At 67.0% G+C, this 26,912-nt stretch carries 25 protein-coding genes; 13 read left to right on the plus strand and 12 right to left on the minus strand.

Features of this window, described 5'->3' with window-relative positions; genetic code table 11:
- Positions 1–22: 22 nt before the first annotated feature.
- Complete coding sequence (gene uraH, locus ACIBH2_RS13735) at positions 23–343, plus strand: hydroxyisourate hydrolase (RefSeq protein ID WP_397117161.1); 321 nt, start codon at positions 23–25, stop codon at positions 341–343.
- Here the strand turns inward: uraH and ACIBH2_RS13740 are convergent.
- The gene (locus tag ACIBH2_RS13740; protein ID WP_397117163.1) at positions 328–2,979 is read right to left on the minus strand and encodes a tetratricopeptide repeat protein; all 2,652 of its coding nucleotides are present in this window, start codon (positions 2,977–2,979) and stop codon (positions 328–330) included. The genes uraH and ACIBH2_RS13740 overlap by 16 nt on opposite strands.
- Positions 2,980–3,203: 224 nt before the next feature.
- Between ACIBH2_RS13740 and ACIBH2_RS13745 the strand changes: the two genes are divergently transcribed.
- Positions 3,204–3,611: a hypothetical protein gene (locus ACIBH2_RS13745; RefSeq protein ID WP_397117165.1), complete on the plus strand. Its 408-nt coding sequence runs from the start codon at positions 3,204–3,206 to the stop codon at positions 3,609–3,611.
- Here the strand turns inward: ACIBH2_RS13745 and ACIBH2_RS13750 are convergent.
- Positions 3,545–4,699 carry a lipase family protein gene (locus ACIBH2_RS13750; protein ID WP_397117167.1) on the minus strand — a complete coding sequence of 385 codons (1,155 nt, stop codon included), beginning with the start codon at positions 4,697–4,699 and terminating at the stop codon, positions 3,545–3,547. The genes ACIBH2_RS13745 and ACIBH2_RS13750 overlap by 67 nt on opposite strands.
- A 477-nt stretch (positions 4,700–5,176) precedes the next feature.
- On the opposite strand from ACIBH2_RS13750, the gene aceA reads away from it, so the two are divergent.
- From aceA to ACIBH2_RS13770, 4 genes are all read left to right on the plus strand, one after another.
- Positions 5,177–6,466 (plus strand): isocitrate lyase, encoded by a 1,290-nt coding sequence (aceA, locus tag ACIBH2_RS13755; protein WP_397117169.1) that lies wholly within the window; start codon positions 5,177–5,179, stop codon positions 6,464–6,466.
- A 408-nt stretch (positions 6,467–6,874) separates the two neighbouring features.
- The gene (locus tag ACIBH2_RS13760) at positions 6,875–7,747 is read left to right on the plus strand and encodes a 3-hydroxybutyryl-CoA dehydrogenase (RefSeq protein ID WP_397117171.1); all 873 of its coding nucleotides are present in this window, start codon (positions 6,875–6,877) and stop codon (positions 7,745–7,747) included.
- Between the two features lie 164 nt (positions 7,748–7,911).
- The gene (gene metE, locus ACIBH2_RS13765) at positions 7,912–10,224 is read left to right on the plus strand and encodes a 5-methyltetrahydropteroyltriglutamate--homocysteine S-methyltransferase (protein WP_397117173.1); all 2,313 of its coding nucleotides are present in this window, start codon (positions 7,912–7,914) and stop codon (positions 10,222–10,224) included.
- A gap of 128 nt (positions 10,225–10,352) precedes the next feature.
- Positions 10,353–10,553, plus strand: coding sequence for an antitoxin (locus ACIBH2_RS13770; protein WP_397117175.1), 201 nt, complete (start codon positions 10,353–10,355; stop codon positions 10,551–10,553).
- A gap of 130 nt (positions 10,554–10,683) precedes the next feature.
- On the opposite strand, the gene ACIBH2_RS13775 is transcribed toward ACIBH2_RS13770, so the two are convergent.
- The 3 genes from ACIBH2_RS13775 to ACIBH2_RS13785 form a co-directional block, all read right to left on the minus strand.
- The gene (locus ACIBH2_RS13775) at positions 10,684–10,947 is read right to left on the minus strand and encodes a hypothetical protein (protein ID WP_397117177.1); all 264 of its coding nucleotides are present in this window, start codon (positions 10,945–10,947) and stop codon (positions 10,684–10,686) included.
- Positions 10,948–11,081: 134 nt separating this feature from the next.
- Complete coding sequence (locus ACIBH2_RS13780) at positions 11,082–12,335, minus strand: AI-2E family transporter (RefSeq protein WP_397117179.1); 1,254 nt, start codon at positions 12,333–12,335, stop codon at positions 11,082–11,084.
- 53 nt (positions 12,336–12,388) lie between these two features.
- A complete protein-coding gene (locus ACIBH2_RS13785) occupies positions 12,389–13,441 on the minus strand; it encodes an NAD(P)-dependent alcohol dehydrogenase (protein WP_397117181.1) in 1,053 nt (350 codons plus the stop codon).
- Positions 13,442–13,537: 96 nt separating this feature from the next.
- Between ACIBH2_RS13785 and ACIBH2_RS13790 the strand changes: the two genes are divergently transcribed.
- Positions 13,538–14,281: a ZIP family metal transporter gene (locus tag ACIBH2_RS13790; RefSeq protein WP_397117183.1), complete on the plus strand. Its 744-nt coding sequence runs from the start codon at positions 13,538–13,540 to the stop codon at positions 14,279–14,281.
- Between the two features lie 118 nt (positions 14,282–14,399).
- A complete protein-coding gene (locus tag ACIBH2_RS13795) occupies positions 14,400–15,494 on the plus strand; it encodes a S1C family serine protease (RefSeq protein WP_397117185.1) in 1,095 nt (364 codons plus the stop codon).
- Here the strand turns inward: ACIBH2_RS13795 and ACIBH2_RS13800 are convergent.
- From ACIBH2_RS13800 to ACIBH2_RS13830, 7 genes are all read right to left on the minus strand, one after another.
- The gene (locus tag ACIBH2_RS13800; protein ID WP_397117187.1) at positions 15,491–16,060 is read right to left on the minus strand and encodes a vitamin K epoxide reductase family protein; all 570 of its coding nucleotides are present in this window, start codon (positions 16,058–16,060) and stop codon (positions 15,491–15,493) included. The genes ACIBH2_RS13795 and ACIBH2_RS13800 overlap by 4 nt on opposite strands.
- Positions 16,057–16,848, minus strand: coding sequence for a DsbA family protein (locus tag ACIBH2_RS13805; protein ID WP_397117189.1), 792 nt, complete (start codon positions 16,846–16,848; stop codon positions 16,057–16,059). Before ACIBH2_RS13805 ends, ACIBH2_RS13800 begins: the two co-directional genes overlap by 4 nt.
- 133 nt (positions 16,849–16,981) lie before the next feature.
- Positions 16,982–17,833 (minus strand): polyphosphate kinase 2 family protein, encoded by an 852-nt coding sequence (locus ACIBH2_RS13810; RefSeq protein WP_397117191.1) that lies wholly within the window; start codon positions 17,831–17,833, stop codon positions 16,982–16,984.
- Positions 17,834–17,883: 50 nt separating this feature from the next.
- A complete protein-coding gene (locus tag ACIBH2_RS13815) occupies positions 17,884–18,585 on the minus strand; it encodes an ESX secretion-associated protein EspG (protein WP_397117193.1) in 702 nt (233 codons plus the stop codon).
- Between the two features lie 209 nt (positions 18,586–18,794).
- Positions 18,795–20,036 (minus strand): saccharopine dehydrogenase family protein, encoded by a 1,242-nt coding sequence (locus ACIBH2_RS13820; protein ID WP_397117195.1) that lies wholly within the window; start codon positions 20,034–20,036, stop codon positions 18,795–18,797.
- Between the two features lie 21 nt (positions 20,037–20,057).
- Entirely contained in the window at positions 20,058–21,488 is a 1,431-nt protein-coding gene (locus ACIBH2_RS13825) for an ABC1 kinase family protein (RefSeq protein WP_397117197.1), read from the minus strand.
- 291 nt (positions 21,489–21,779) lie between these two features.
- Positions 21,780–22,472, minus strand: a complete 693-nt coding sequence (locus ACIBH2_RS13830; RefSeq protein ID WP_397120727.1) for a TetR/AcrR family transcriptional regulator — start codon at positions 22,470–22,472, stop codon at positions 21,780–21,782.
- 248 nt (positions 22,473–22,720) lie between these two features.
- On the opposite strand from ACIBH2_RS13830, the gene ACIBH2_RS13835 reads away from it, so the two are divergent.
- The 5 genes from ACIBH2_RS13835 to ACIBH2_RS13855 all read left to right on the plus strand — a co-directional run bounded on the left by ACIBH2_RS13835 (position 22,721) and on the right by ACIBH2_RS13855 (position 26,880).
- The gene (locus ACIBH2_RS13835) at positions 22,721–23,974 is read left to right on the plus strand and encodes a DUF445 domain-containing protein (RefSeq protein ID WP_397120729.1); all 1,254 of its coding nucleotides are present in this window, start codon (positions 22,721–22,723) and stop codon (positions 23,972–23,974) included.
- Between the two features lie 124 nt (positions 23,975–24,098).
- Entirely contained in the window at positions 24,099–24,638 is a 540-nt protein-coding gene (locus ACIBH2_RS13840) for a helix-turn-helix domain-containing protein (protein WP_397117199.1), read from the plus strand.
- Positions 24,635–25,300, plus strand: a complete 666-nt coding sequence (locus ACIBH2_RS13845) for a heparin-binding hemagglutinin (RefSeq protein ID WP_397117201.1) — start codon at positions 24,635–24,637, stop codon at positions 25,298–25,300. The genes ACIBH2_RS13840 and ACIBH2_RS13845 overlap by 4 nt, the downstream gene beginning before the upstream one ends.
- A 122-nt stretch (positions 25,301–25,422) precedes the next feature.
- A complete protein-coding gene (locus ACIBH2_RS13850; RefSeq protein ID WP_397120731.1) occupies positions 25,423–25,719 on the plus strand; it encodes a DUF2516 family protein in 297 nt (98 codons plus the stop codon).
- Between the two features lie 138 nt (positions 25,720–25,857).
- Positions 25,858–26,880, plus strand: a complete 1,023-nt coding sequence (locus ACIBH2_RS13855) for an alpha/beta fold hydrolase (protein WP_397117203.1) — start codon at positions 25,858–25,860, stop codon at positions 26,878–26,880.
- Positions 26,881–26,912 lie beyond the last annotated feature (32 nt).

The following is a 26,912-nucleotide window of genomic DNA, read 5'->3' on the forward strand; positions in this document are numbered from 1 at the left end:
CCCTGTCTACCCTGGAGGTTCTGTGAGCTCATTGAGTACACATGTGCTGGACGCGACGCGCGGAGCACCGGCGACAGAGGTGCGGGTGCTGCTGTTCGACGCCGCCGGAACCGAACTCGCGTCGGCCGTCACCGATGCGGACGGGCGGATCGCCGGGCTCGGCGGGGAGCTGGCGGCCGGGCTGTACCGGCTGCGCTTCGACACCGGTCCCTACTTCGCGGGCCAGGGCATGGAGACCTTCTACCCCGAAGTCACGGTGGCCTTCACCATTGCCGAGCCACGCCACTACCATGTGCCGATCCTGCTCTCCCCGTTCGCGTACTCCACCTATCGCGGCAGCTGAGCCGGACGCTCATCGCTGTCACAGCCGAGCCGTCGCATATCCGCGCGCACCTGTTCGGTCAGGGTCTTCACGCCCATACTCTCGTAGAGCGCCATGGACTTTCGCAGGAACTCGCACGCCCGGGGCCGGTGGCGTTTACCGGATACGGCGGCGACGCCCGCCAGCGCGCGCCAGGCATCCGCCTCGCCGTGCGGATCACCACTGCGCCGGGCGAGGTCCAGGGAGTCGGAGTAATACCCTTGTGCCGCATCGATATTGCCCAGATCGCGTTCGATATGGCCGATGCCGCGCAGGGCGTCCACCTGAAGCAGTGAATCGTTCATCTCCATGCCGAGCATCCGAGCTTCCTCGAATCGCGCACCGGCGGTGGTGAAGTCGCCCGCATCCCGCACGATGCTCCCGAGCCCCCACAGCGACCAGCCGCGGCTGTAGCGGTCACCGATCTGGTCGGCGATATCGAGCGCCGCCAGGTAGTAGTGCCGCGCCGTCGCGGTCTCGTCGCGCATGCGCTCGATATGGCCGAGCCCACGCAGCGCATCGCCCTCGAATTTCAGATTCTGTAGCTGTCGGGCGATACCGAGCACATCGGCGTAGGCGTGCCGGGCGCGGTCGTAATCGCCTATGTGCCTGTTGACTTCGGCATAACCCCACAGCGCCGAGGCCATGCGCAGCGGATCGTCGGTGCGCGCGGCGATACCGTGCGCCTCCTCGAAGCACTTGGACGCCGTGTCGTAATCGCAGGCCAGGCGGTGCACGGTGCCGAGCCCGTAGAGCACATCGCACTCCGCGGTCGTATCGCCCACCCCGCGCGCGATATCGAGCCCGCGCACGAACAACCACCGCGCGTCCGACCAATGTCCTAGACCCGAGAGGTGCGAGGCCAGCAGCCGGGCCAGCTCACCGGTCTCCGCGCCGGACCCGGCCACCCGGATGCAGCCGAGCAGCAGTTCCCGCTCCCGCGTCAACCACTCCCGCGCCTGGTCGGTGGCCCCGGTCGGGTCCGGCTCCGGCACATTCGGGAAACTGCCCGCCAGATCGAAAGGCCTTGGCGCGCCCACTTTTCGGGCTATCGCCAGGCAGTAGCGCACCAGCCGCCCGATGGCGGCGGCCCGCTCGCTCGGCAGATCCTCGTGATCGGCCTGCTTGCGCGCGAACAACCGCGTCACATCGTGAATGCGATACCGCTGCGCGGCCGGACCGTTCACCGCCGGATCCAGCAGCCCGACCTCGAATATGCGGCGTATCAACGTATTCGCCGCCTGCGGAGAGACATCGGCCATGGGCGCGAGCGTTTCGGCCGTGATCTCCGAACCCGGAAACAGGCCGAGCAGCCGTACCGCACGGCGCAATTCGGGTTCCCACAGTCGTTGATAGGACAGCTCGAAGGCCGCGCTCAGCGATTCGCCCTCGGCGGCGAAGAAATCGAGAATGGGCGCGGCCGGTGACTCCGCCGAGGGCGAGCCGACCGGTGCGTGCTGCACCTGCTCGATCAGCTCCTGGAAATCCCGATCGGCGGCGGCGAGCATATCCGGCCCGTGATGGGCGATCTGCCCGGCGACCAGGCGAATGGCCAGGGGCAGCCGACCCGCCGTCTCGAGAATGCGGCGCACCGCGCGCACGTCGTAATCGGGCGGCAGATGGCTGAGCCGGACCAGCAGCTCCTCCGCCTCGGCGGTATTCATGGCGTCGAGCTGCATGGGCGCGGCCCCTGACAGCCCGGTCAGCTTGTGGCGGCTGGTGATGAGCACGAAGCAGCCGGGCGCGTGCGGCAGCAGATCACGCACCTGCTTGGAGTCGAGGACATTGTCGAAGACGATGAGCATGCGGCGCTCGCGCATCTCCTCGCGCCAGCGTTCGGCGCGGCGTACGGCATGATCCTCGATGGTCTCCGGCGGCACTCCGATACGCAGCAGCAATTGCTCCAACACACCCGCCGTGGTGCGCGGCGCCCGGCCGTCGGAGTGGCCGCGCAGATCCTCCCAGATGCATCCCTCGTAGCTGGATTCGTACTCCTTGATCAGATATCGCGCCAGCGCGGTCTTGCCGACCCCGGCCAGCCCGCTGATCACATGCACCCCGGGCCGACCGCCGCGCAGATGCTCCGTCACCCGGCGGTGCAGCTCCGCCCTCTGTGCGTGACGACCGACGAAAGGCATTGTCTCCCCGGGCAATCCGCGCCCGTCCACGGTCTGCGGCGCGATACTGCGGCGCACCACCGCGGCGCGGTAGGCGGCGAGTTCGCGCTCGGGCATCTTCTCCAGATCCGCGGTGTCCACCAGCTGTTCCCAGCCGGTGCGGTACACGGCGGCGAGGATCTCGAGGCTCGCCAGGGTGGGGCGCGGACGGTCCCGGCCATTGCCGCGCGGGCGCGGCCACGCCTCGAACTCCGAGACGCGGGCGGCGGTCATGCTGGCGCGAGCATTGTCGGCGGCCCGGTTGTATTCGCGCGCGGCGTCTTCGAGGGTGTACCCATTGGCCAGCCGCCACGCCTTGCGCGGGCGGCAGCCGAGACGTTGCAGTTCGGCCGCGAGCGGCTCCACGAGTTCGTGGTCGGCCAGCCCGGTGCGGAGTAGGATGCCGCGCAGGCGCTTTCGCGTTTCCGCGCCGTAATCGTCGCTTTCACCGTTTCGTGACACGGTGGGCCTCCCCAGCTGGCCGCGAACGCGGAAACCGCTCCGGCCGTGTTGAATATTTCCTTGGTACCGCCGAAGTTTCGCCTGGCCAAGAACCTGCGGTATGCCAAGAAATCCCGCGAACAAATGGGATTCAATGCCTCGGCCCGGCTCGCGACCATGGAGTCATCGAAAGAGCTCGGATCGAGTCGGGGACCAGGTCCGAGCGCGAGCGAAGGATGAATCCCATGGCGATTACCGCTTCGGATTGGCTGATCACCAGCGATGTGGCGCAGGAGGCCGCGTTCCGTATCGATGTGCCCGAATCACACCGCGGCCGCTGGGTGCTGTCCTATCTGCCGACCTACCGGCGGCTGACCCGGGAACAGGCCGTCGCGGGCGTGGTGCTGGCCGAGATGATCATGCACGAATTGATCGGCGGCAACGGCGAATTCGACGGCGAGACCGCGGCGCTCTACGCCGAAACCCTGGAACTCACCCTCACCGATGTCATGTGCCTGTTGGCGCTGCGCGGCGCGCGGTGGGAACCGAACACTCGACGGTCGAACAGGTCTCGGTCGAACAGGTCTCAGTCGAAGAGGCCACGGACGAACGGGACCGAATCCACCAGTGAGGCGTTCACCGTCGCACTGTGATCGGTGGGGTAGGTCTTCAGGGTCACCGGCTGGCCATTCGCCGTCAGCTTCGCGGCGAACGCGAGCGTCAGCGGCGTCAACACATCGGTGTCGGTCAGCCCTTGGCCCAGGAAAACCGGCTTGTCGTAACCGGTTTCGGGCAGGCCCATATATCCGGCCAACAGCGCGGGCAGATTCGGGATCTGGGCCAGCGGGCGCGCGAAGAGATCGCCCAGCACCACACCGTCGGCGGTCAATTCATTGCCGAAGGTCTCCAAGCAGGACGTATTCGCGCGATCGAGCCAGGCCCGGCCCGAATCGTTGAGGTAGGAGTCGATATTCAGCTCGGGAAAAGTGGTTCGCAGACCATCGAGGATGTAGAGCACATAGGCCGTGGTGTGCGCCCCCAGCTTTATCGGCGGCATATGCGGGCCGAGCGGCAGCAGAATGTTCTCGATATACGCGGGCACACCCGTGCCGACCGCACCCCGGTAATCCAGTTCCGGCCCACCGAATTCGGAGGCGTAGCGCGCGGTGGTGACGGCCGCGCCGCCGCCCTGCGATTGGCCGACCACCACCCATTTCCTGGCCAGCGACGAATACTGTCGGGTCGCGGCCTTCACGGCGTCGACCACATTGTGGGCCTCGACCCGGCCGTTGAGGTACGGGTGATCACCCGGCGTCCCGAGCCCGGCGTAATCGGCGGCCACGATCGCGTACCCCTGGTTCAGCCAGGTTCCGAGATAGGCCCAGTCGCGTTCGCGCGCACCCGGTCCGGCGATGCTGTAGGCGCAGTCGTCGCCCATGCCGATGGTGCCGTGCGCCCACGCGATCACCGGCCAGCCGCCCGCGGGCGCGGGGCCGGGCGGGAAGTACACGGCAGCACTGGCGATGGTGGGTTCGTCGCGGGCCGTGGTGGTGCGATAGAGGATCCGCTGGGAATTTTCCGAGCCCGGCGGGGTGGCCTGTGCGGAAAGCGGGGCGACCTCGGTGACCGAGCCGGTGACGGTGGTGCCGGAATCCGGTGCCGCCGTGGCGATCGGCACTCCCACCAGGCACGACACCACGCTCGCGGTCACCGCGGCCGTGGTCGTCCATCGTCTTCCCATCGGAACCTCCATCGTGCGGTCGAACGTGCGATCAGGTTAAGCGCGGCTATGGGGGAGCGGGAAAGTGGCCGCCCCCACACCGCCGGGAACCCTTTTCCGCTGTGAAGGTCCTCACATCCGAATCGGGCTTGGCGTGTCGACTGTCGGTGGCCCCGATCACCAAAACAGTACGGGCGTTATGCAAAACCCGAGGTCAGCGCTACCGGCAAGTAGGTTCAGCGCGGGCAATTCACACGCAAATTTTGCAGGCTTAGCAAACTATGATCGGAAGCTAGCTGAGATTCACATTAGCAACAGGTAGACGGCAATTTCTTCCTGTGCCATCGTGTGGAAGTAACCACAGCAGACCTTGCAAGTCTGCGAATTGTCGCTCCAGCAGAGTTCGGACATCGCGAGGGTTCGTGACTCTGGGTAGGGCAGAAGAAGCACTCTGGGCTGGGAACTGCCCCGAGACCGAATCAGGAAGTGGAGTCACAGATGTCGACTGTCGGCACCCCGAAGACCGCCGCGGAGATCCAGCAGGACTGGGACACCAACCCGCGCTGGAAGGGCATCACCCGCAACTACACCGCCGAGCAGGTTGTGAAGCTGTCGGGCACCGTCGTCGAGGAGCACACGCTTGCTCGCCGTGGCGCCGAGATCCTGTGGGATCTCGTCAACAACGAGGACTACATCAACTCCCTTGGTGCCCTCACCGGTAACCAGGCGGTCCAGCAGGTCCGCGCTGGCCTGAAGGCCATCTACCTGTCCGGTTGGCAGGTCGCCGGTGACGCCAACCTGTCCGGCCACACCTACCCGGACCAGTCGCTGTACCCGGCCAACTCGGTGCCGTCGGTCGTGCGTCGCATCAACAACGCGCTGCTGCGTGCCGACGAGATCGCCAAGGTCGAGGGCGACACCTCGGTCAGCAACTGGCTGGCCCCGATCGTCGCCGACGCCGAGGCCGGTTTCGGTGGCGCGCTGAACGCCTACGAGCTGCAGAAGGCCATGATCGCCGCCGGTGCCGCCGGTGTGCACTGGGAGGACCAGCTGGCCTCCGAGAAGAAGTGCGGCCACCTCGGTGGCAAGGTGCTCATCCCCACCCAGCAGCACATCCGCACCCTGACCTCCGCGCGTCTGGCCGCCGACGTCGCCGACGTGCCGTCGGTGATCATCGCCCGTACCGACGCCGAGGCCGCCACCCTCATCACCTCCGATGTGGACGAGCGCGACCGTGAGTTCCTGGACGGCACCCGTACCGCCGAGGGCTTCTTCGGTGTGAAGAACGGCATCGAGCCCTGCATCGCGCGTGCCAAGGCCTACGCCCCCTACGCCGACCTCATCTGGATGGAGACCGGCGTGCCGGACCTCGAGGTCGCGCGCAAGTTCGCCGAGGCCGTCCGCGGCGAGTTCCCGGACCAGCTGCTGGCCTACAACTGCTCGCCGTCGTTCAACTGGAAGGCGCACCTGGACGACGCCACCATCGCGAAGTTCCAGCGCGAGCTGGGTGCCATGGGCTTCAAGTTCCAGTTCATCACCCTGGCGGGCTTCCACTCGCTCAACTACGGCATGTTCGACCTGGCCTACGGCTACGCCCGCGAGGGCATGACCGCCTTCGTCGACCTGCAGGAGCGCGAGTTCAAGGCCGCCGCCGAGCGTGGCTTCACCGCCATCAAGCACCAGCGTGAGGTCGGCGCGGGCTACTTCGACAACATCGCCACCACCGTGGACCCCAACACCTCCACCGCGGCGCTGAAGGGCTCCACCGAAGAGGGCCAGTTCCACTGAGTTGAGGCTCGCTCCCCCGCCTCTCCGCGTATTCAGCGGGCAGCTGGGAGCCGTCGGCGTTGGGCATCCGTGCCGACGGTTGGGTGCCAACCCAATTTTGGGCGTACCCGGTGAGTTACCCCGGTCCTCACGAAATCAGTTGTCGCCTTTGATGACTGATTCCAGGACAGCCCCCGGGGGCGGTAGTCGCATCACACCTTCGACTGCTCCCGGGGACTTCGGACCCCGTCGGAGGGATCGCACGATCCCCCCGACGTGGTTCCTGCCCTTCCCGTCGACAGCCCCGACGGGGAGGGCCGTTTCATATAGCTTCGAAAAAACAAGACCTTACGAAGGCGCAGGGTCACCTATCCGTAGTCCGACGCCTTCACCCATAGCCACCACGGCCAACAAACCCAGGAGCGGGACGTGAGCAGCGAAAAGATTCAGCGCGTAGGAATCATCGGCGCGGGACAGATGGGCGCGGGCATCGCAGAGGTCTGCGCCCGGGCACATGTCGACGTGCTCGTGTTCGAGCAGACCCGGGAACTGGCCGCCGCGGGCCGTGCGCGCATTCTGCGCTCGCTCGACCGGGCCGTGTCCAGCGGCAAGATCACCGAGCGGGAGCGGGAGCAGACCGCCTGGCGGCTGCGCTTCACCTCCGACCTCGCCGACTTCGCCGACCGTCAGCTGGTCGTCGAGGCCGTGCTGGAGAACGAGGACGTGAAGACCTCCATCTTCGCCGAGCTCGACAAGGTCGTCACCGACCCGAACGCCGTACTGGCCTCCAACACCTCCTCCATCCCGATCATGAAGATCGCCGTGGCCACCGCCAATCCGGAGCGGGTCGTGGGCATGCACTTCTTCAACCCGGTGCCGGTGCTGCCGCTCGTCGAGCTGGTGACCACCCTCAAGACCAGCGAGTCGGTCTCCCAGCGCGCCGAGGCCTTCGCCTCCGACGTGCTGGGCAAGCAGGTCGTGCGCTCCGCCGACCGCTCCGGCTTCGTGGTGAACGCGCTGCTGGTGCCGTACCTGCTCTCGGCCATCCGCATGGTCGAATCCGGTTTCGCCACCAAGGAAGACGTCGACAAGGCCATGGTGCTGGGCTGTGCCCACCCGATGGGCCCGCTGGCGCTCACCGACCTGGTCGGCCTCGACACCGTGAAGTCCATCGCCGACTCCATGTACGCCGAGTTCAAGGAGCCGCTCTACAGCGCGCCCCCGCTGCTCATGCGCATGGTCGAGGCGGGCCTGCTGGGCAAGAAGACCGGTGCGGGCTTCTACCAGTACAACCGCGCGTAATCACGATGACCGCCGCTCGCGCTCACGCATCGAACCGGTGCGTGAGCGGCGAGCGCATCTCTCCGAACAAGAACGCCGTCACGGTTCGTGGCGGCGTCGTTTGTCACCGGGCATAAGCTGCAAAGAGGTCATTTCGACCGCAGCTCGGAAGGAGTGTCCAGCTCATGGTGAACGTCACCGATGGCTTCGGGTCGAGCATTCTCGGCTACCCCCGGATCGGGCCGCACCGGGAACTCAAGCGCGCCTTGGAGTCCTATTGGCACGGCACGCTCTCTCGCGATGAACTGCTCGCCGTAGGCCGCGAGATTCAGGAGACCCAGTTCCTCGAGCTGGCCGCCACCGGGTTGACCCAGGTCCCCGGCAATACGTTCTCCTATTACGACCACGTGCTCGACAACGCGCTGCTCTTCGGCGCGGTGCCCAAGCGCTTCGAGGCCGAGCGCGAGGGACTGCATCCGCTCGACTTCTATTTCCTGATGGCGCGCGGCCGCCCCGATCTGCCGCCGCTGGAATTGGTGCGGTTCTTCAATACGCCGTATCACTACCGTCAGCCCGAACTCGACGCCGACACCGAATTCTCGCTGCACCCCGAGGCGCTCCTGGACGAATTCGACCGCGCCAAGGCCGAGGGCATCGAACTGCGCCCGGTGGTGCTGGGACCGCTGTCGCTGCTGCTGCTGTCCAAGACCGGACACGTCCCGGGCGAGACCGAATTCGACAAGCTGGAACTGCTCGACCGACTGCTGCCGGTCTACGAGGAGCTGTTCGAGATTCTCGCCAAGCGCGGGGCGACCTGCGTGCAGCTCGACGAGCCCTGCTTCACCAGCGAGCGCTCGCCCTCCACGCTGGAGCTGTTCGAGAAGACCTATCAGCGCCTGTCCACCTCGGCGCTGCGCCCGCGCCTGCTGGTCACCGGCCAGTACGGCGATTTCGGTGAGGCGCTCGAGATCTTGGCGCGCACCAAGGTCGAGGCCATCGGTCTCGATCTGGCCAATCACCGGATTCATCCGGAGGATCTGGCGGCGATTCCGGGTATCGGCCGCAAGCGGCTGTACGCGGGCGTCATCAGCGGCACCAATGTGTGGCGCGCCGACCGCTACGTCACCCTCGACTACCTCAACGCCCTGTCCAAGGTCTGCCCGGACATGGTCGTCTCCACCGGCACCACGCTGCTGCACGTGCCCTACGACCTGCTGGTCGAATACGAGCTCGAGGAGCATGTCGCCGACCGTCTCGCCTTCGCGAAACAGAAGGTCCTCGAGGTGGTTTCGCTCGCCAAGGCGCTCACCGAGGGTCCTTCGGAGAAGTGGCGCAAGCGACCCACCTCCGTGCACTTCAAGCAGAAGCACGCGGTGCGGCATCGGGTCTACAACATCACCGAGCAGATGCGCGAGCGCGCGCCGTACGAGGAGCGTCGGGTCGCCCAGCAGGCGCGGCTGAACCTGCCGCTGGTGCCCGCCACCACGCTGGGCTCCTTCCCGCAGACCAATGCCATTCGCCAGGCCCGCTACGACCTCGGCCAAGGGCGGTTGTCCTACGACGAGTACCGCAAGCGCATCGAGGCCGAGATCGAGTCCACCATCCGGCTCCAGGAGGACATCGGCCTGGACGTGCTGGTGCACGGCGAGCACGAGCGCAACGACATGATCCAGTACTTCGCCGAACTGCTGGACGGCTTCGCCACCACGCACTTCGGCTGGGTGCAGGTGTACGGCAGCCGCTGTGTGCGCCCGCCGATCCTGTACGGCGACGTGGAGCGCCCCAAGGCCATGTCGGTGGAGTGGATCCAGTACGCGCAGTCGCTGACCGACAAGCCGGTCAAGGGTATGGTCACCGGTCCGGTCACCATGCTGGCGCGCTCGTTCGTGCGCCAGGACCAGCCGCTCTACGAGACGGCCGACCAAGTGGCGCTTGCCATTCGGGACGAGGTGGTGGATCTGGAGAAGGCCGGAATCGCCATCATCCAGGTGGACGAGCCGTCCATCCGCGAGCTGCTGCCGCTGCGCCCCAAGGGCCGGGCGGAGTACCTGCGCTGGGCCGTCGGCGCGTTCAAGCTGGCCACCTCCGGCGTGCGCCCGGACACCCAGATCCACACGCACATCGGCTATTCCAGCCGTGAGGACGTGGTGAAGGCCATCGAGGAACTCGATGCCGACGTCACCGCCATCGTGGCCACCCGCTCCATCGAATGGGTGCTCAACTCGCTCGCGGAGGACTGCGCCGAGGGCGTGGGCCTGTCGCACGGCGTCGGCCCGGGCGTCTACGAGAGCCGCTCGGCCCGCATCCCCGATATCGACGAGCTGGACGAACTGCTCACCGCGGCCGCGAAAGCCGTTACCCCGCAGCGGCTGTGGGCGAACCCGGACGGCGGCCTGAAGACCCGCCACCACTGGCAGCTCGACCCCTCACTGCGCAATATGGTCGCGGCCGCCCGTCGCGTCCGCCGCCGCGCGGAGGCGGCGGAGGAGAGCGCCTGACACCCTGACGGCACGGCGGCACGGGACGAAATCCCGTGCCGCCGTTGCGTTGGAGGGTCGCCTCCACGGTTCGGCGGCCTCGCCGGGTTAGCCTGCTCGGGCAGATTTTTCGAGGTAGGAGAGCGATCATGGGTTTGTTCGACAATCTGAAGGGTGCGGCGGAGAAGGCCGCGGATCTGGCGGCCAAGCATGCCGACAAGTTGGAGCCGATGGTGGACAAGGCCGGGGACGCCATCGACGCGAAGACCGGCGGGAAGTATGCCGGGCAGGTCGACTCGGTGCAGGACGCGGCCAAGAAGGCGTTGCGCGAACAGGCGGGCAAGCAGTAGCGCCGAGGCACTTCGATGGGCGACCGGTGGCTACGCTGCCGCCGGTTTCGCTACTGCCGCTCCGCTTTTCGCGGTGCCGCCGGGGAGAGCGGCACCGGTCTCGGGGGCATGGGGGCGGGCCTGGTCGGGGTCACCAACCGCGGTTGCCGTTACCGCTGCCGCCGTGGTTGTCGTTACCGCCACGGTTGTCGTGGCCGCCGGTGTTGTGATCGCGCTGGTAGCGGTCGCTGTAGTGCTTCCAGCAGTAGTCCCAGTCGTAGCCACGGCTGTCGCGGTCGCAGTACCAGTGGTACTTGTCGGAACCGTTGTCGGCGGCGGCGATGCCCGCGGTCGAGGTGAGCGCGGCGGCGACGGTGGCGAAGGCGATGGCGATTCGCTTGGCGGCGAGGGTCATTGGTGCTCCGATTCTGCGGTGACGGTGCCGGGAGTGGCTCCGTCGATGCACACAATGGTGCGGGGAATCGGCGCTCGGGTCTGTCGCCCGCTCGACGCTGGTTATGTCTTCGCGCCGACACTTCCGTAGCTGCCCTAGCGTCGGTGCCGCCAGAACTCGCGCAGCGATTTCCGTTGGGAGAGACTGGAAGTCATCGAATCGGTCGGCTCGTTCACCTCGTATCGGCGGACATAGGCCCCGATGAAAGCTTGCGCTGTCGCGGTGACGGGTATCGCCAGCAGCGCCCCTGTCGCCCCGAACAGCGCCGCGCCCGCCAGGACCGCGCCGAACGCCACCGCCGGATGCATATCCAGCGTCGAGGCGGTGATGCGCGGTTGCAGCACGTAGTTCTCGAACTGCTGGTAGAGCACGATGAACAGCAGTATCCACAGCGCGGTCCGCGGCGCCTGCCCCAGCGCCACCACCACCGGCAGCGCACCGGCCAGATACGTGCCGACCGTCGGAATGAACTGCGAGACAACGCCGACCCACAGCGCCAGCGCGAACGCCGACGGCAGATCCAACCACCGCATGGCCACGTAGTGCGCGAGGGTCGAGCACAGTGCCAGCAGCGCACGGGAATACAGGTAGCCGCCGGTCTTCTCGACCGCGATATCCCAGGCGCGCAACACATGTCGCTGCCGGTGCGGCGGCAGCAGCGAGCACACCGCATTGCGGAAGCGCGGCCCGTCGGCGGCGAAGTAGTAGGTGAACAGCAGCACCCCGAGCGCCTGGAACACCACGCCGAGGGCCGTGGTGCCGATACCCCAGACGTCCCCGGCCAAGCCGACGACGTACTTCTCCAGCGAGGAGCTCATCTCCGTCGCCTTGTTCTGGATATCGGTGCCCGAATAGTCGGTGTGGAAGGTCCTGTTGATCCAGTTCACCGCGTCGTCGGCATAGCGCGGAGCGTTGTCGACCAGCGCCGACACCTGCTCCACCACCAATTCGCCCAGCGTCCACACGAAACTGCCCAGGGCCACCAGCACGCCGAGGAACACCACACCGGTGGCGGGCCCGCGCCGCCACCCGCGCGCGGCCAGCCAGTTCACCGCCGGTTCGATGGAGAACGCCAGGAACAGCGACACCACCAGTATCGTCAGCAGCCCTTTGAGCTGCGTCAACGTCCAGAAGGTCAGGATCAGCGCGGCGACCGTCACCGCCGCCAGCAGGTAGGCGCGCGGCAGCCAGCGCGGCAGTACGGCCGAGACCGGCACCCGGTCGTCCGTCTGATCGGACGCCGCGCGATGCTCCGGGGTGTGTGGCGGCGCGTCGTCCGGCTTCCCGGTGCCGCCGCGCCCGGCCGTCGATCCCTCGTGTTCTCCCGCACTGCCTTCTGACTCGGACACAACGGCCAACGTAGCCGTGAATCAGGGTGGCCCGCAGCCGCGCCCGCCGCGTGTCACATGGTGGCGGCGTCTATGACGAAGCGGTATCGCACATCGCTGGCCACCACCCGGTCGTACGCCTCGTCGATGCGGTCGGCGGAGATGGTCTCGATCTCCGCGCCGATTCCGTGCTCGGCGCAGAAGTTCAGCATCTCCTGGGTCTGCGCGATCCCGCCGATCATGGATCCGGCCAGCGAGCGCCGGTAGCCCGCGACGGTGAAAGGCTTGACCTGCAGCGGGTTTTCGGGCAGGCCCAGAATCACCAGGGTGCCGTCCAGCCGCAGCAGCTTGAGGTAGTGGTCGATGGGCAGATCGGCGGAGACCGTATTGAGAATCAGGTCGAAGTGATTGCGCAGCGTCCGGAAGGTCTCGCGGTCGCTGGTGGCGTAGTAGTGGTGCGCGCCGAACTTCTTGCCGTCCTCCTGCTTGCTCAGCGAATGGCTGAGCACGGTCACCTCGGCGCCCATGGCCGCGGCGATCTTCACGCCCACATGCCCGAGCCCGCCCATGCCGATGATGGCGACGCGCTTGCCCGGCCCGGCGTTCCAGTGCCGCAGCGGCGAGAACAGCGTGACACCGGCGCACAGCAGCGGCGCGGCCACATCCAGGCCGATGCCCTCCGGAATGGAGACGACGAAATTCTCGGTCACCACGATCTGGGTGGAGTAGCCGCCGAGGGTGTACCCGCCGGGCTGGAACTCCTCGGGCACCGGATTGTCGTAGGTCATGGTGGCCCCGGGGATGCAGTACTGCTCCTCACCGGCCAGACACGGTTCGCACTCGCCACAGGAGTCGACCATGCAGCCGACGCCCACGCGATCACCGACCTGGTGTTTGGTCACCGCCGACCCGACGGCGGCGACAATGCCCGCGATCTCGTGGCCGGGCACACAGGGGTACTTGGCCCCGCCCCACTCGTCGCGCGCGGTGTGGATATCGGAATGGCAGATGCCCGCGTACTTGATGTCGATCAGCACATCGTGCGGGCCGAGCTCACGGCGTTCGATGGCGACCTTCTCGAAGTGGCCATCGGGTGCGGATACGGCATAGGCGGCGGCTGTGCTCATAACTACATGCCTACCGTCGCATAGGTCGACGGCCAAGGGTTTCGTCTGAATTGTCACCCTCGGTGTGGCGCGCCCGCGCTGGGCATACCGGTCGGCATGCTGAGGACCATGGCCATCCTGCTCTCGGTGCTGTCCATGTGCATGACGCTGGTCGGTGGCCTGGTGGCCGTGCGCATCGGCGACCGCAAACGCCTGGTGCTCGGCCTCGCGGCGGGCGTCATGCTGGGCGTGGTCGCCTTCGACCTCATGCCGGAGGCGCTCGAACAGGAGACCGGGGAGGCGCTCGGCGTCCCGGTGCCGCTGCTGGCGGCGGTGGTCGGCTTCCTCACCGTGCACATCATGGAGCGCACCGTCGCGCTGCACACCGGCTACGAGGACGAATTCGGCGCACACCACCACGGATTCGCCTCGGTGGGTCTGCTGGCCGCCTCGGGGCTGGTCTTCCACAGCCTGCTCGACGGCCTCAGTATCGGCTTCGGCTTCCAGGCCGGGGCGGGCGTGGGCGTGGCGGTGGCGATCGCCGTCATCTGCCACGATTTCGCGGATGGCTTCAACACCTTCACCATCACCACCCTCTACGGCAACGCCCGCAAGCGCGGGCTGATCCTGCTGGGACTGGATGCCCTCGCACCGGTGGTCGGCGCGATCATCGGCACCCTGGTGCGGGTCCCCGCCGAACTGGTCGGGCTGTACCTCGGCTATTTCGCGGGATTCCTGCTCTATCTCGCGACCGCCGACATCCTGCCCGAGGCGCACGCCGGGAAACCGTCCAAGGCTCCGCTGTTCTGCACGCTGGCGGGGGTGGGTTTCATGTTGGGCGTTGCGGCACTGAGCCATTGAGCGCGATGTCACCGAACGCGATGTCATGGACCGCGATGTCATTGAACGCGATCGACTTGTACTGGTACACATAAAGCACAAACGCCGAGCCCGCACGGGCGCACAGGAGGCGGGTGGCATGTACGACGAACGGCAACGGGGCAGACTCGGCGCGGGACGCTATCTCGCCCTGGTGTTCGCGGCGGCCCTCGCCATCGCGGCCCTGCTCGGTTACCAGGGCGACCTGCCCCGCTGGTTCGACCCAGAACCGCCCAGCCACAGTCTGATCGGCCCGCCGCTGCCGCCCCTCGACGCCACCGTCGTGTCGCATGTGGTGGAACCGGCCCTGGTGAACATCACCGCGAATGTCCGCGACTACGGCTTGGGCGCAGCCGGTTCCGGCATCGTCCTCACCCCCGAGGGCGAGGTGCTCACCAGCCATCACGTCATCAAGGGTGCGGACAGCGTGCACGTCACCGACCTGGATACCGGATTGGTCTACGAGGCCACGGTGCTGGGCTACGACTCCACCCTGGATATCGCCCTGATCGCGCTCGGCGGCGCGGCGCGGCTGCCGGTGGCGCGCATCGGCACCTCCGCCCCGCTGCGCCTGGGCGACGAGGTCTTGGCCATCGGCAATGCGGGCGGCACCGGCTCACCGACCGCCGTGGCCGGACCCATCACCGGGCTGGACAGCACCATCGTGGCCCGCAATTCGGCCGACCTGTCCCGAAAGTCCTTGCGCGGCATGATCGAAGTCGAGGCCGCCGTCGCCGCGGGCCAATCCGGGGGCGCGCTGGTGGACCGCTACGGCGCGGTGGTCGGGGTGGTCACCGCCGCCTCCGGCGAGGTGCGCAAGGCGCTCGGACAAGGGCCCAGCGGTTATGCCGTGCCCATCGACACCGCCATGACCGTGGTGCGCCAAATCCGTTCCGGCACACCGACCGACACCGTGCACGTCGGCCCCACCGCCACCCTCGGCATTCTGACCTCCGATGAGCGAAACGGCGGCGCGCGCATCGATCTCGCGGTCTACGGCCAGCCCGCCCACGCCGCCGGGCTCACCGACGGCGAGGTGATCATCGCCGTCGACGGCCAGAGCATCGGCACCGCCCAGGCGCTGCGCGCCGCCCTGAACGTGCGAAAGCCCGATGACGTCGTGCGATTGGACGTCACCGGGCCGAATGGTCAACGCACGGTGCAGGTCACGCTGCGCGCCGGACCGCCGAACTAGAACTTCTCCAGCCAGTAGTCCTGGAACTGGAGGAACAGGATCAGCGTCACCACCGCGTAGTACACGGCCACGACCGTCCACCGCCACTCCACCACGATCTGGAGCAAACCCCGCGACGTGCCCCAGAGCTGTCCGGTGACGATGGCCAGCAGTGCGGGCGTCGCCGCCCACACCACCATGCACCACGGGCACAGCGCGTGAATCCGGAAGACCGCCTGGAAGATCAGCCAGCCGATGAAGGCCATGCCGAGCACCAGCCCCACCCACAGCCCACCCCAGATCCAGCGCGGAAATCCGATACCGGAGATGGCCAGCACCGCCAGCGTCACCACCACGGAGAAGCCGACGATGCCGATGAGCGGATTCGGAAAACCGAAGGCCTCGGCCTGATCCGACTCGATCACCGTGGTGCAGGCGACCACCTGGTCGATACTGCACAGCGGTTTGAACCCGGGCTCGGTGAAGAGCTTGAACTTGTCGACGGTCAGCGTCACCGACGCGATCCAGCCGAGCAGTCCGCCCAGGAGCAGCGCCCAGGCGGACTTGGGTGGAGCCGAGATGATCACTGTGCCGCGGCCTCGATCACCGGCTTCAGCCCGTCCTTGCCCATGAGCTCCTGCTGGGTCTGCACCTGCTTGCCGTTCACGAAGACCGACGGCGTGGACTGGATCTTCGCGTCGAAGACGGCCTTGGTCTCGGCCTTCACGTAATCGGCGTACTTGTTGTCCTTGATCGCCTGCGCCACGGCGGGATCGGTGTACCCGGCCTCGGTGGCGATCTGGATCAGCTGGTCGTCGGTGAGACCGGCGCCGCCCTCGGGCGTCTGCTTGGCGAACAGAATGGTCATGAACTGCTGGAACTTCGACGCGTCGGTGCTGCCCACCACGTAGGCCGCATTGGCCGCGCGCGAGGAGTACTGGTTGGTCGAGGCCTTGTCCAGGAACGAGATGATGTTGTACTCGACCACTGCGGTCCCGTTGGCCACCTCGTCCTCGAGCACCTTGGCATTGGCGTTCTCGAACATGGCGCAGGCGGGGCACTGCGGGTCGGCGACGACCTGGACCCGAACCTTGGCGTCGGGCTTGCCGACCACGATCGCGCCGCCGGGGGTGACATTCGGCGGCACCGCGCCCTGGCTCGCGTCGAAGTTCACGGTCGGGGCGAAGGCTCCCGAGGAAGTGTCCTTGTCGTCGGAATCGCGCATCACGATGGTGATGATGATCGCCGCGATCAGACCCACGATCACGGCTACCACCGCCGCCTGAATGGCGATCTTGCGATTGCGATCGGATTTCTGCGCCGCCGCGAGCGGGTTCTTCCGAGGTTCGGGCTTGTTGCTCACCTGTGCGTTCACCACGCCTTCCTGTCGCTTCGAGTCCCTGCGCCCCGCATCGTACGGGCGGATCCTCGAGATATGCGTGACCGTGTGGCTCCGACGGGGCACACGTCGGAGCCATCATCGCGGGTGAACCTGAGAGATTCCTGTTCTAGGACTCGAGCAGGCGGCGTTTCTGCTCGTCGATATCGAATTTGGCTGGTGGCCAATCCAGCTTCAGGCTCTGCAGGGCGTCGATGAGCAGTTCGGTGACGGCCAGCCGGGCGTACCACTTGTGGTCGCAGGGCAGTGTGTACCAGGGCGCGTACTCGGTATCGGTGCGATCCAGCATGTCCTGGTAGGCCGCCTGATAGGCGGGCCAGTAGGCGCGCTCGTCGATATCGGCCGGGTTGAACTTCCAGTACTTGTCGGCGCGTTCCAGTCGCTGCATGAGGCGCTTCTTCTGCTCCTCCAGCGAGACGAACATGGCGACCTTGATGATCGTGGTGCCCTCGTCGACGAGTTTGCGCTCGAACTTGTTGATCTCGGCGTAGCGCTTCTCCCACACCTCGGGCGCGACGAGTTCGTGCACGCGCACCACGAGAACGTCCTCGTAGTGCGAGCGGTCGAAGACGCCGATCTGTCCGGCTCGGGGTAGCTCCTTGCGAATGCGCCAGAGGTAGTGGTGCTTCTTCTCGACCTCGGTCGGCACGCCGAAGGCGGCGTGGTCCACGCCCTGCGGATCCACCGATCCGATGACGTGCCGCACGATGCCGCCCTTGCCCGCGGTGTCCATGCCCTGCAGTACCAGCAGCACGCTGCGCTGATCGCCGGAACGGCCGTTGGCGTAGAGCTTTTCCTGCAGATCCGAGAGCACCAGGGCGCGCGCGGCGAGCAGCTCCTCCCCGGCGCGCTTGTTGCCCTTGAAGCCCGGCGTGGCCGAGGTATCGAATTTGCGGACCTTCACGCCGTGTGCCCGCAGGGTTTTGGTCGGGGGATCAGACCAGGAAGTCGCCTTCGCCATCTTTCAGCTTTAGCACGCCCCCGGGGTCGCGCGTGTCGGACTCGCCGAATTCAACACAGGCACGCCAGCCGCATGAGCTGATCGGCGAACTCCTCGTCGCTGACCGGCGTGAGGGTCAGATGCGCGGCGGTGGTGAGCAGATAGCGGCCGTCGCCGGAGAAGTCGAGCCAGGTGCGGTGCCGCGTCGGCGGCGAGAGCGGATTGGCCGGATCCACCGTGATGGTGATGAAGCCGCGGCCGTCCACCGGCGCATTGAGCTTGCGTCGGAAAAGCGCTGCGTCACCACGGTTTTCGCCCTCCGCGCTGCGGTTCGGGCCATCCGAGCGCAGTACCGCGTCCTGTGGTTCCCGCAGCTGCGCGAGCCGACCGGCCGGAGCCGAGCCCACGGCTTCCACGAGTTCCCGGCCCACCCGTTCGGGCGGGCACACCGACACGCTCACCGCATCGGGCGTGGCGACCAGCACCCCGGCCCGCTGCTGTGCCACCGCCGCGAAGGCGCGCACGGCCGGACCGTCGGTGCGCTCCCCGAACAGGGTGACCGTGGTGGCGTCGGCGCGGGCGCAGAGCACGAGGGCCGCGGTCAGCTCCGGGTCTATGCGGCGCAGGAAGCGGTGCCGCACCCGTGGCGCGTCGTCGCGCTCCTCGGGAACGACCGCGATGGTGTGCAGCGGATAGGGTCGGCGGTGTTGTCGGGTCTCGCGGGTCCAGACCAGCGTGAACTCATCGGGGGTCAGCACCCACTTCGCGTTCATGGCGCGCGTTCCCCCTCGGTTCCGAGAGGTACCGATACGGGGCCGATGTCCATGGCGGACATTCCGGGCGTCCCCCCTTTCTCCGAGCACCCTCCGATCCCGTTCGCGACCCTACCGGAGTGTCCGAGACGGCGCGTACTTCACAAAGAGCCCGAATGGGACCTTTGGCACTCGATGTCAGTGCCGAGGCCCAGGGGGACGGTCCGCGTTCAGGCGGGTTCGACCTCGATGGTCATTCCGGCGCCGCGCAGCCGCTCGGTCAGCGCATCGCCCATCGCCGAAGCGGGAGTGAGGATTCCGGCGAACTCCGGCAGCGTGTCGAAGGCCAGCGCCAGCCCGGCCTGCCCGAGCATGACCGAGGTGGCCTGGTAGCCCGGATCGCCCTGACCCGCGAAGGTGCACACGTACTTCGCGCCCGAGGTGGTGTCGGCGAAGGTCCGCATGGTGAACCAGCCACTGCGCCGGGCCTTTTCGCTCGGCCCGGTCCCCGGCTTGGGCACCACCCGATCGAGCAGTTTGCGCCCCACCGATACCCGCGACAGCAGCGCGCCCGCCGCCATGGTCGCCACGATGCCGCCCGCCATACCGGCCGCCACCAGCGGCGCGACCGGCGAGGAGCCCACGCTCATGACCTCGCGGTAGCGGAAATTCTTCCCGTACGGCCAGCCCAGCAGGCCATTGCTGCGGCGCACGATCTTGGTGTTGTGCGCGGCCATGACGAACGTCGCCACCCAGCCGCTCAGACTCGGATCGATGGCCGAGGCCTTCGACAGCGCCTGATCGGTCTGCCGCCCCACATCGGGATCCATGGACTTGTCCGGGCTCAGCGAATACGGATGCGCCATGATCGACCCCTTGGCCGGATCGGCGGCGATGGCCTCCATCATGGCCCGCCCGGAATCCACGGTGCCGCCGCTGACGCCGCCCTTGAGCCAGGCGACCAGCGTGGTGTCGGTGAGCTCCCCGGTATTGTCCGCGACGCTGCGCCGGTAGAGCTGGTACACGCTCAGATCCGACGGAATCGAGTCGTAGCCACAGGAATTCACGATCTTCGCGCCGGTCTGCGCGGCCCGCTCGCCGTAGCGGTCGATGCATTCGCGAATGAACAGCGGCTCACCGGTGAGATCGGCGTAGTGCGTACCGTTCTCGGCGCACGCGCGCACCAGCGACAAGCCGTAGCGCAGGTACGGTCCGACCGTGGTGACCACGACCTTGGTCCGCGCGGCCAGGGCGTCGAGTGCCGCCTCGTCCGTGGAGTCCGCGACCACCAGCGGCCAATTCGCCGCCCCCGCACCGAGTTCCGCGCGCACCGCGGCGAGCTTGGACTCCGAGCGTCCCGCGAGCGCGATGCGCGCGCCCTCCGGCGCGGCCTCGATCAGATATTCCGCGGTCAGTTTGCCCACGAATCCGGTCGCCCCGAACAGTACGAGGTCGAATTCCCGGTCAGCCATTGGACTTTCCCTTCGAGCGGTTCACGCCTTGGTGCGTTTGCGGGTGGTCTTCTTCTTGGGCGGAGTGGTCGGTTCCGGCGCGGGCCGGGTGCGCAGCCACTCGTGGTGGACCTTGCCGAGTTCGGTCACCGGCTCGTCGCCGTAGAGCCATTCGCGCGCGATGCGATGCCAGTTGTTGGTGGCCTCGAGCTGCCCCAGCATGCCGAAGGTGAGGAAGTCCGCGCGCCGCGAGAACAGGTGCTCCGGCGGCAGATTCTGCTGTTTCATCCCGGCGAATTCGGTGGCGCGGGGGTCCACGGCCAGCACGAACGCACCCGAGGCCAGCTCCGGGGTGATGGTCAGCGGCTGGTCCACCAGCGCCCATTCGCAGGCGGCGAGCACGTACTCCAGGCACTCCTCGGCGGTGATCTCCTCCGGCGATTCGATGACGCCGCGCTCGATCATGAGATCGCGCAGATCCTCCGCGCGCTCCTCGGCCGCTGCCCGGATACAGGTGATCTCGAAGCGCACATGCTCCGGATTCATGCGGTTGAACAGCCCGAAATCCAGGAAGGCCACCCGCCCGTCGTCGCCGAGCAGCAGGTTTCCCGGATGCGGGTCGCCGCAGAATTCGTTGAAGGTGAACAGCGATCCCACATAGAAGCGGTAGATGATCTCGCCGATGCGATCGCGTTCGGTATCGGGCAGCGCCCGGATCTCCTCGAACCCGCGGCCCGAGAAGTACTCGCTCACCAGCACCCGGGTGGTGGACAGCTCCGGCATGGTGTCGGGCACGAAGATGAACGGGTGCCCGGTGTAGAGCTCGGCGATCTGGCGCTGGGTGCGCGCCTCGGCGACGTAGTCGAGTTCGCTCTCCAGATTCAGCCGCAATTCGTCGAGCACGGCCGGGGTCACCCACGGCATGGCCGATTGCAGCACGCGCCGAAACATGGCCAGGTTCTTCAGATCCGCGCGCACCGCGGCGTCGATCCCGGGGTACTGCACCTTCACCGCGACGGTCCGGCCGTCGTGCAGTTTCGCCCGGTAGACCTGCCCGATGGACGCGGCGGCGATGGGTTCGGGCTCGAAATCGACGAAGACCTCGTCGAGCGGTTTGCCGAAGTCCTCCTCGATGACCGCGCGCATGGTGTCGAAGGAGACCGACGGTGCGCTGTCGCGCAGGACGGCGAGGCGACGCTGGAAGCGCTCGCGGTGCTCCGGCGGCACCAGATCCAGATCGAGTACCGACAGCATCTGCCCGAGCTTCATGGCGACGCCCTTCATGGTGCCCAACACCATGACCATCTGCTCGGTGGCCCTGATCATGGATTCCTCGGCCATTCGAGCGCGGACGGCCTCCGAACGTCCGCGCATGGAACGCCGGGTTTTCTGGGCGCGCAAGGCATTACCGGCGACCGCCATACCGAGCTTCGTCCCCCGTGCGAGCCTGGATGTGGGCAGCTCTTTCGCCATCAGTGACCCTCCAGAAGGTGTCGGGACCCCCGTTGGTGCCGACTCGGCGGATATGTCCGCACGTCGTGTGCCCGCCGGAGATCAGCCTAGCCAACGGCCGAGGCTCCGGCCTAGCACCGAGCCCGAGACTGGCGCTTTTGTGAATGGCCATTCCGTCCACATCGACGGATCCCGCCGATGCCTGCCGTAGGGATGGCTGTCGAGCGGATTGTTGCGACGCGGATTTCTCGCTGGCGGAAAGCCGCATCGACAGGCGCTATCCACCTGCCCCGTGATCGACCGCTCGGCCGATCAGACGTCGTTCTCCGGATCCGGCAGCACATGCGGCCGCGAGGTGAACCACTCCCGCGACCCACCCGCGCGGACCATTCCTTCGATGGCGCTCCACGCCATCATGGTCAGGTAGTCGAGCATCTCCTCGCTGGACATGGTGCGATTTGTGATCCACCAGTCCGTGGCCAGCTGCACGCCGCCGACCAGTACGTAGGCCCACAGCATGGCGCCGTCGGTCTGCACATTGCGGTCGAAGGCCTTGTCGGTGATGACCGCCGCGACGACCTGTGCGAACAGCTTCTCGAAGTCGGCCAGCGTGGAGGTGTCGGTCGAGGCCCCGTTGCCCATGATGAAGCGGTAGACATCGGTATCGGCGTCCACCGTGTGCACGTAGGCCGCGAGGGTATTGCGCACCAATTGGTACTCGTCGAGATCGTCGCTGATGGCCGCGTAGATGCGCGGCATGAGCGTGGTCTCGATGAACCGCTCCATGGTGGCGCGCGTCAGATCCTGCTTATCCGAGAAGTACCGGTACAGGACGGTTTTGGAGACGCCTATCTCCGCGGCGATCTCGTCCATGCCGACATCTCCGCCGCGTTTGCGGATGGCGGCCAGCGTGCCGTCCACGAGTTCCTCGCGACGGTCGATCTTGTGCTGCTGCCAGCGTCGTTTCCGGCCGTCCACGCGGCCGGGGCGCGCGGCAGAATCCATGGCGGCGCTCACGGTCTCCTTCGTGGTCAGCGTCGGCTCCTTGCTCGCGTACTGGACACACGGTCTGTGTGCGGTTTCTTCAGCTTAAGCCTCGCATGCCGCCGATCGTCGCCGATCGGGCCCGGCCCGGTAGCCGGGAGTAGTCGCCCGCAACCAGCAGAATGGAAGATATGGAGCAACCCACCGGCAGCACCGGGGTCCTCGAGACGAGTAAGCGGAGCGCGCCGTCGAGCGCCTTCGCCGACCTCATGGACGAAGAGGGCAAGGCGCGCGACCTTCGCAAGATGAAGCTGGTTGCCACCGCCTTCCTGGTCGCGGCGACCATCATCTATCTGTTCTGCCGCTGGACCGAATCGCGCGGGGGCGGCGGCGATTGGGTCGGCTATGTGCGGGCGGCCTCGGAGGCGGGCATGGTCGGCGCGCTGGCCGACTGGTTCGCGGTGACGGCGCTGTTCCGTCACCCCCTCGGCCTCCCGATTCCGCACACCGCCATCATCCGCAAGAAGAAGGATCAGCTGGGCGAGAGCCTCGGCGATTTCGTGCGCACCAACTTCCTGTCCCCGGAAGTGGTGGCGGCCAAGGTGAATTCGGCGCAGATCTCGCTGCGCCTGGGCCGCTGGATGGCCAGCACCGATCACGCCGAGCGGGTGGCGGAGGAGTCGGCCACCATTCTGCGGGCGGTGATCGGCGCGATCCGCGACGAGGATGTCGAGCAGATCATCGACCACACCATCGTCAAGCGCATCGCCGAGCCGCTCTGGGGTCCGCCCATCGGCCGGGTGCTCGACGAGCTGCTCTCCGACAACCGGCAGCAGCCGCTGTTGGATCTGCTGGCCGAGCGCGCGCACCAGTGGGCGCTGGCCAGCCAGGAGACCATCGACCGGATCGTCGAGCGCGACGCTCCGGGCTGGGCCCCGAAATTCGTGAACACCCTCCTGGCCGAGCGAATTTATCGGGAATTGGTGGAATTCACCTGGAAGGTGCGCTCGCAGCCGGATCATGAGGTGCGGCAGGCGGCGAATCGGTTCCTCGAGGAATTCGCGCACGATCTGCAATTCGACGACGCGATGATCAAGAAGGCCGAACGGGTGAAGTCCGAACTGATGGGCCGGGAGGAGATCACCGGTATGGCGCACGCCACGTGGCGGGCCGCCAAGCGGATGATTCTGGAATCGGCCGACGATCCGAACAGCACGCTGCGCCGCAAGGTGGCCGAGAACGTCCAGCAGCTCGGCCAGCGTCTGGTGGACGAGCCGGGCATGCGCGACAAGGTCGACAGCTGGGTCGAGCGGGGCACCCGCTATCTGGTCTCCAACTACGGCCAGGAGATCGCGACCCTGGTCAGCGATACGGTTGCTCGCTGGGATGCCGAGGAGGCCAGTCGCAAGATCGAATTGCAGGCGGGTCGGGATCTGCAATTCATCCGCATCAACGGAACGGTGGTGGGTTCGCTGGCGGGCCTGGCGATCTACACCATTTCGCATTTGCTGTTCAATGTCTGACGATATTACTGAACAAATGCCCAGGTGTGGCGGCCAGGCGTTTGCCGAATAGGTGCTAGCAGGGTGCTTGCAAGAGCTAGCACCCTGTCTTAGAATTGACCCCACAACCGCCGGAAGGTGAGTGATGGCAGTGGAACCCGAGGTTTCCGAGCCGAACACCGGAAACTCGACGGAGACGTCCGCCGACGCCGGAGACGGCAAGGGTCGCGTAGCCAACGCGGCTCACGACATCGGGGGCTTCATTCGGGCTCAACGTGAAGCCGCCCAGGTCTCGCTGCGACAGCTCGCCGCGCTGGCGGGGGTGAGCAATCCGTACCTCAGTCAGATCGAGCGCGGACTGCGCAACCCGTCCGCCGAGGTGCTCGCGCAGATCGCGAAAGGTCTGCGGGTCTCTTCGGAGGTCTTGTACATGCGGGCGGGATACCTCGAGCAGAGGGCATCCAGTCCCGTCCGGGACGCTCTGCTGGCCGATACCGGTATCACCGAACGGCAGAAGCAGGTGCTCCTGGACATCTACGAATCGTTCCGCCGGGAAAACGCGGCGAACGAGGACCAAGGGGATGCGACGAACCAGCAGGGGGTCGTTCCCGGGGGAAACAGGGACAACGAGGTTCCGCCACGCACGACCGAAGTTCCGCCACGCCAGGAGAACGAAGAACTATGACCGACACCAAACTTCCCACCGCCGTAGCCAAGCCGCTCTACGCGAGCGTCGGCGCGGGCGACGCCGTGTACGCACAGCTCAAGGACGTTGTCGACAAGCTGCGTGAGCGCGCCGCCACCGCCGATGTCACCGGCCGCGTGGAAGAGGCCCGCGAGCGTTTCGCCAACCTCCCCGCGGATGCGCAGGAGCGCTTCGAGACCATTCGCACCCGCATCTCCGAGCTGCCCTCCGAACTGCCGGACGATCTGGCCGAGCTGCGCGAGAAGCTGACCCCGGAGGAGCTGCGTCGCCTCGCCGACCAGTACTTCCACCAGCTGCTCGACCTCTACACCGATCTGGCCGCCCGCGGCGAGGAGACGGTCGACCGGCTGCGCGCCAACCCGACCTTCGACGAGCGCTTCGAGCAGGTCGAGAGCCTCTACAGCGATCTGATCGCGCGCACCGAGGATGTCGTGGGCAAGGTCCAGGAGCAGGTTAGCCCGCTGATCGGCCGCGCCGCCAAGACCGCCGAGGAGGCCGAGGAGACCCTCGAGGGTGAGGTGGTCGCGGTGAAGTCCGAGACCGCGCCCGGCACCAACGGCCCGGCCAAGAAGGCTCCGGCGAAGAAGGCTCCCGCCAAGAAGGCTCCGGCCAAGAAGGCCACTCCGGCCGCGAAGAAGTAAGTACCGCAGCCTGATTCGGCGGCCCTCGCGCACGACGGTGTGCGGGGGCCGTTGTGCGTTCGCCGGGTCCGAACCCGCCGCCGCGGCGTACGGGCCGTCGAAAACCGCCCGTTACTCGTATGATGGGTCGGGTGAACGGGATTGCCGGAAACATTCTGTGGCTGCTGCAACTGGGCGCGCTCGCTATGACGGTGTTCGCGCTGGTGCATGCGATCCGCCAGCGTCCGGATGCCTTCACGGCGGTGGACAAGCTGACCAAGCCCGCGTGGGTGGCGATTCTGTGCGCCGCGCTGGTGGGCCTGCTGTTGGCGCGCACGCCGGTGGGGATTCTCGGTATCGCGGCCATTGTCGCGACCGGTGTGTATCTGGCCGATGTGCGGCCCAAGGTCGATGAGGTGCAGCGCGGTCCGCGCTGGTAGGCGCGATATCGCCACGATTCGTATCGGGCGTCGACAATCCGTGAGGGATTGTCGACGCCCGATTTTTTTGGTGCTTGCACTAGCAAGCGGGCCTCCGACGGAGTTACTGTATCCAGGAGTAACACAAAGGAGTGTCCTATGCGGGCAATGCTGTCCACACCGGCGGGCCTGGCCGGAAAGGTCCGTGACCACCTGCTGCGGCACCGGGCCGGACTGCGGTCCCGGGTATACGAGACCGCCGCGTTCAACGCACCCTCCGGACCTCATGAGGTGGTGACCGTCACCGCGGGCGACGGCGTGCGACTGCGCGCCCATGTCTACGGTCCCGCGAACGCGCACACCATCGTGCTCGTGCACGGCTGGACCTGTTCGCTCGAGTACTGGTACCCGCAGATCAACGCCTTCGCCGGTGAGTACCGCGTGGTCGCCTACGACGTGCGCGGTCACGGCGAGAGCGAACGCGGCGCCAGCAAGCTCACCACCGACCTGCTCGCCGACGATCTCCAGGCGGTCCTGGAGGCCACCCTGCGCCCCGAGGAGCGCGCGGTCCTGGTGGGCCACAGCCTCGGCGGTATGACCATGCAGGCGTGGGCTGGCCGGTATCCCGAGCAGGTCCCGGCCCGCGCGGCCGCGGTGCTGTTGACCAATACCGCCTCGGCGAACCTCATCAACGAGACCACCGTCGTGCCCCCGTTCGGCCCGGAGTTCACCCGCCGACTGCCCTTCCTCATCGGCCTGCTCGGGCTCAGCGCGCCGCTGCCGCTGCCCGCCATCGGGCCGATTCCGTGGGTGCTGCGCCGTCAGATCATGAGCCTGGCCGCGACCGGCGATATCGCGCTGTTCTCGCACAACATCGTGCGCTCCTGCCCCGCGTCGGTGCGCGGGCGCTTCGGCACGCTGCTGTCGTATCTGAACGTGGGTGAGGGCGCGCGCAATCTCACCGTCCCGACCACGGTTGTCGCCGGTGAGTTCGACTTCATGACACCACCGGTGCACTCCGAGCGCATTGTCGAAATGCTGCGCGAGGCAGGGTCTTTCGACTCCTACCGCATTCTCCCCACCGGGCATCTCGGCAATGTCGAAGCCTACGAGGAGTTCAACGTCGAGCTGGCGCGAATCGTCCAGGCCGCCTTCGAGATTCCGGCGGCGCTGCGCGCGTGATCGACCGCTCGGGCTCGCCCGGGCGCGGAGGC

This window comes from Nocardia sp. NPDC050406 (assembly GCF_044459025.1).
GTDB lineage: Bacteria > Actinomycetota > Actinomycetes > Mycobacteriales > Mycobacteriaceae > Nocardia.

Coding starts and splice junctions, on each gene's coding strand:
- ACIBH2_RS13745 (WP_397117165.1), top strand. CDS start 3,204: ATGGCGATTACCGCTTCGGATTGGCTGATCACCAGCGATGTGGCGCAG.
- ACIBH2_RS13750 (WP_397117167.1), bottom strand. CDS start 4,699: ATGGGAAGACGATGGACGACCACGGCCGCGGTGACCGCGAGCGTGGTG.
- aceA (WP_397117169.1), top strand. CDS start 5,177: ATGTCGACTGTCGGCACCCCGAAGACCGCCGCGGAGATCCAGCAGGAC.
- metE (WP_397117173.1), top strand. CDS start 7,912: ATGGTGAACGTCACCGATGGCTTCGGGTCGAGCATTCTCGGCTACCCC.
- ACIBH2_RS13770 (WP_397117175.1), top strand. CDS start 10,353: ATGGGTTTGTTCGACAATCTGAAGGGTGCGGCGGAGAAGGCCGCGGAT.
- ACIBH2_RS13775 (WP_397117177.1), bottom strand. CDS start 10,947: ATGACCCTCGCCGCCAAGCGAATCGCCATCGCCTTCGCCACCGTCGCC.
- ACIBH2_RS13785 (WP_397117181.1), bottom strand. CDS start 13,441: ATGAGCACAGCCGCCGCCTATGCCGTATCCGCACCCGATGGCCACTTC.
- ACIBH2_RS13790 (WP_397117183.1), top strand. CDS start 13,538: ATGCTGAGGACCATGGCCATCCTGCTCTCGGTGCTGTCCATGTGCATG.
- ACIBH2_RS13795 (WP_397117185.1), top strand. CDS start 14,400: ATGTACGACGAACGGCAACGGGGCAGACTCGGCGCGGGACGCTATCTC.
- ACIBH2_RS13810 (WP_397117191.1), bottom strand. CDS start 17,833: ATGGCGAAGGCGACTTCCTGGTCTGATCCCCCGACCAAAACCCTGCGG.
- ACIBH2_RS13815 (WP_397117193.1), bottom strand. CDS start 18,585: ATGAACGCGAAGTGGGTGCTGACCCCCGATGAGTTCACGCTGGTCTGG.
- ACIBH2_RS13820 (WP_397117195.1), bottom strand. CDS start 20,036: ATGGCTGACCGGGAATTCGACCTCGTACTGTTCGGGGCGACCGGATTC.
- ACIBH2_RS13825 (WP_397117197.1), bottom strand. CDS start 21,488: ATGGCGAAAGAGCTGCCCACATCCAGGCTCGCACGGGGGACGAAGCTC.
- ACIBH2_RS13830 (WP_397120727.1), bottom strand. CDS start 22,472: ATGGATTCTGCCGCGCGCCCCGGCCGCGTGGACGGCCGGAAACGACGC.
- ACIBH2_RS13835 (WP_397120729.1), top strand. CDS start 22,721: ATGGACGAAGAGGGCAAGGCGCGCGACCTTCGCAAGATGAAGCTGGTT.
- ACIBH2_RS13840 (WP_397117199.1), top strand. CDS start 24,099: ATGGCAGTGGAACCCGAGGTTTCCGAGCCGAACACCGGAAACTCGACG.
- ACIBH2_RS13845 (WP_397117201.1), top strand. CDS start 24,635: ATGACCGACACCAAACTTCCCACCGCCGTAGCCAAGCCGCTCTACGCG.
- ACIBH2_RS13850 (WP_397120731.1), top strand. CDS start 25,423: ATGGGTCGGGTGAACGGGATTGCCGGAAACATTCTGTGGCTGCTGCAA.
- ACIBH2_RS13855 (WP_397117203.1), top strand. CDS start 25,858: ATGCGGGCAATGCTGTCCACACCGGCGGGCCTGGCCGGAAAGGTCCGT.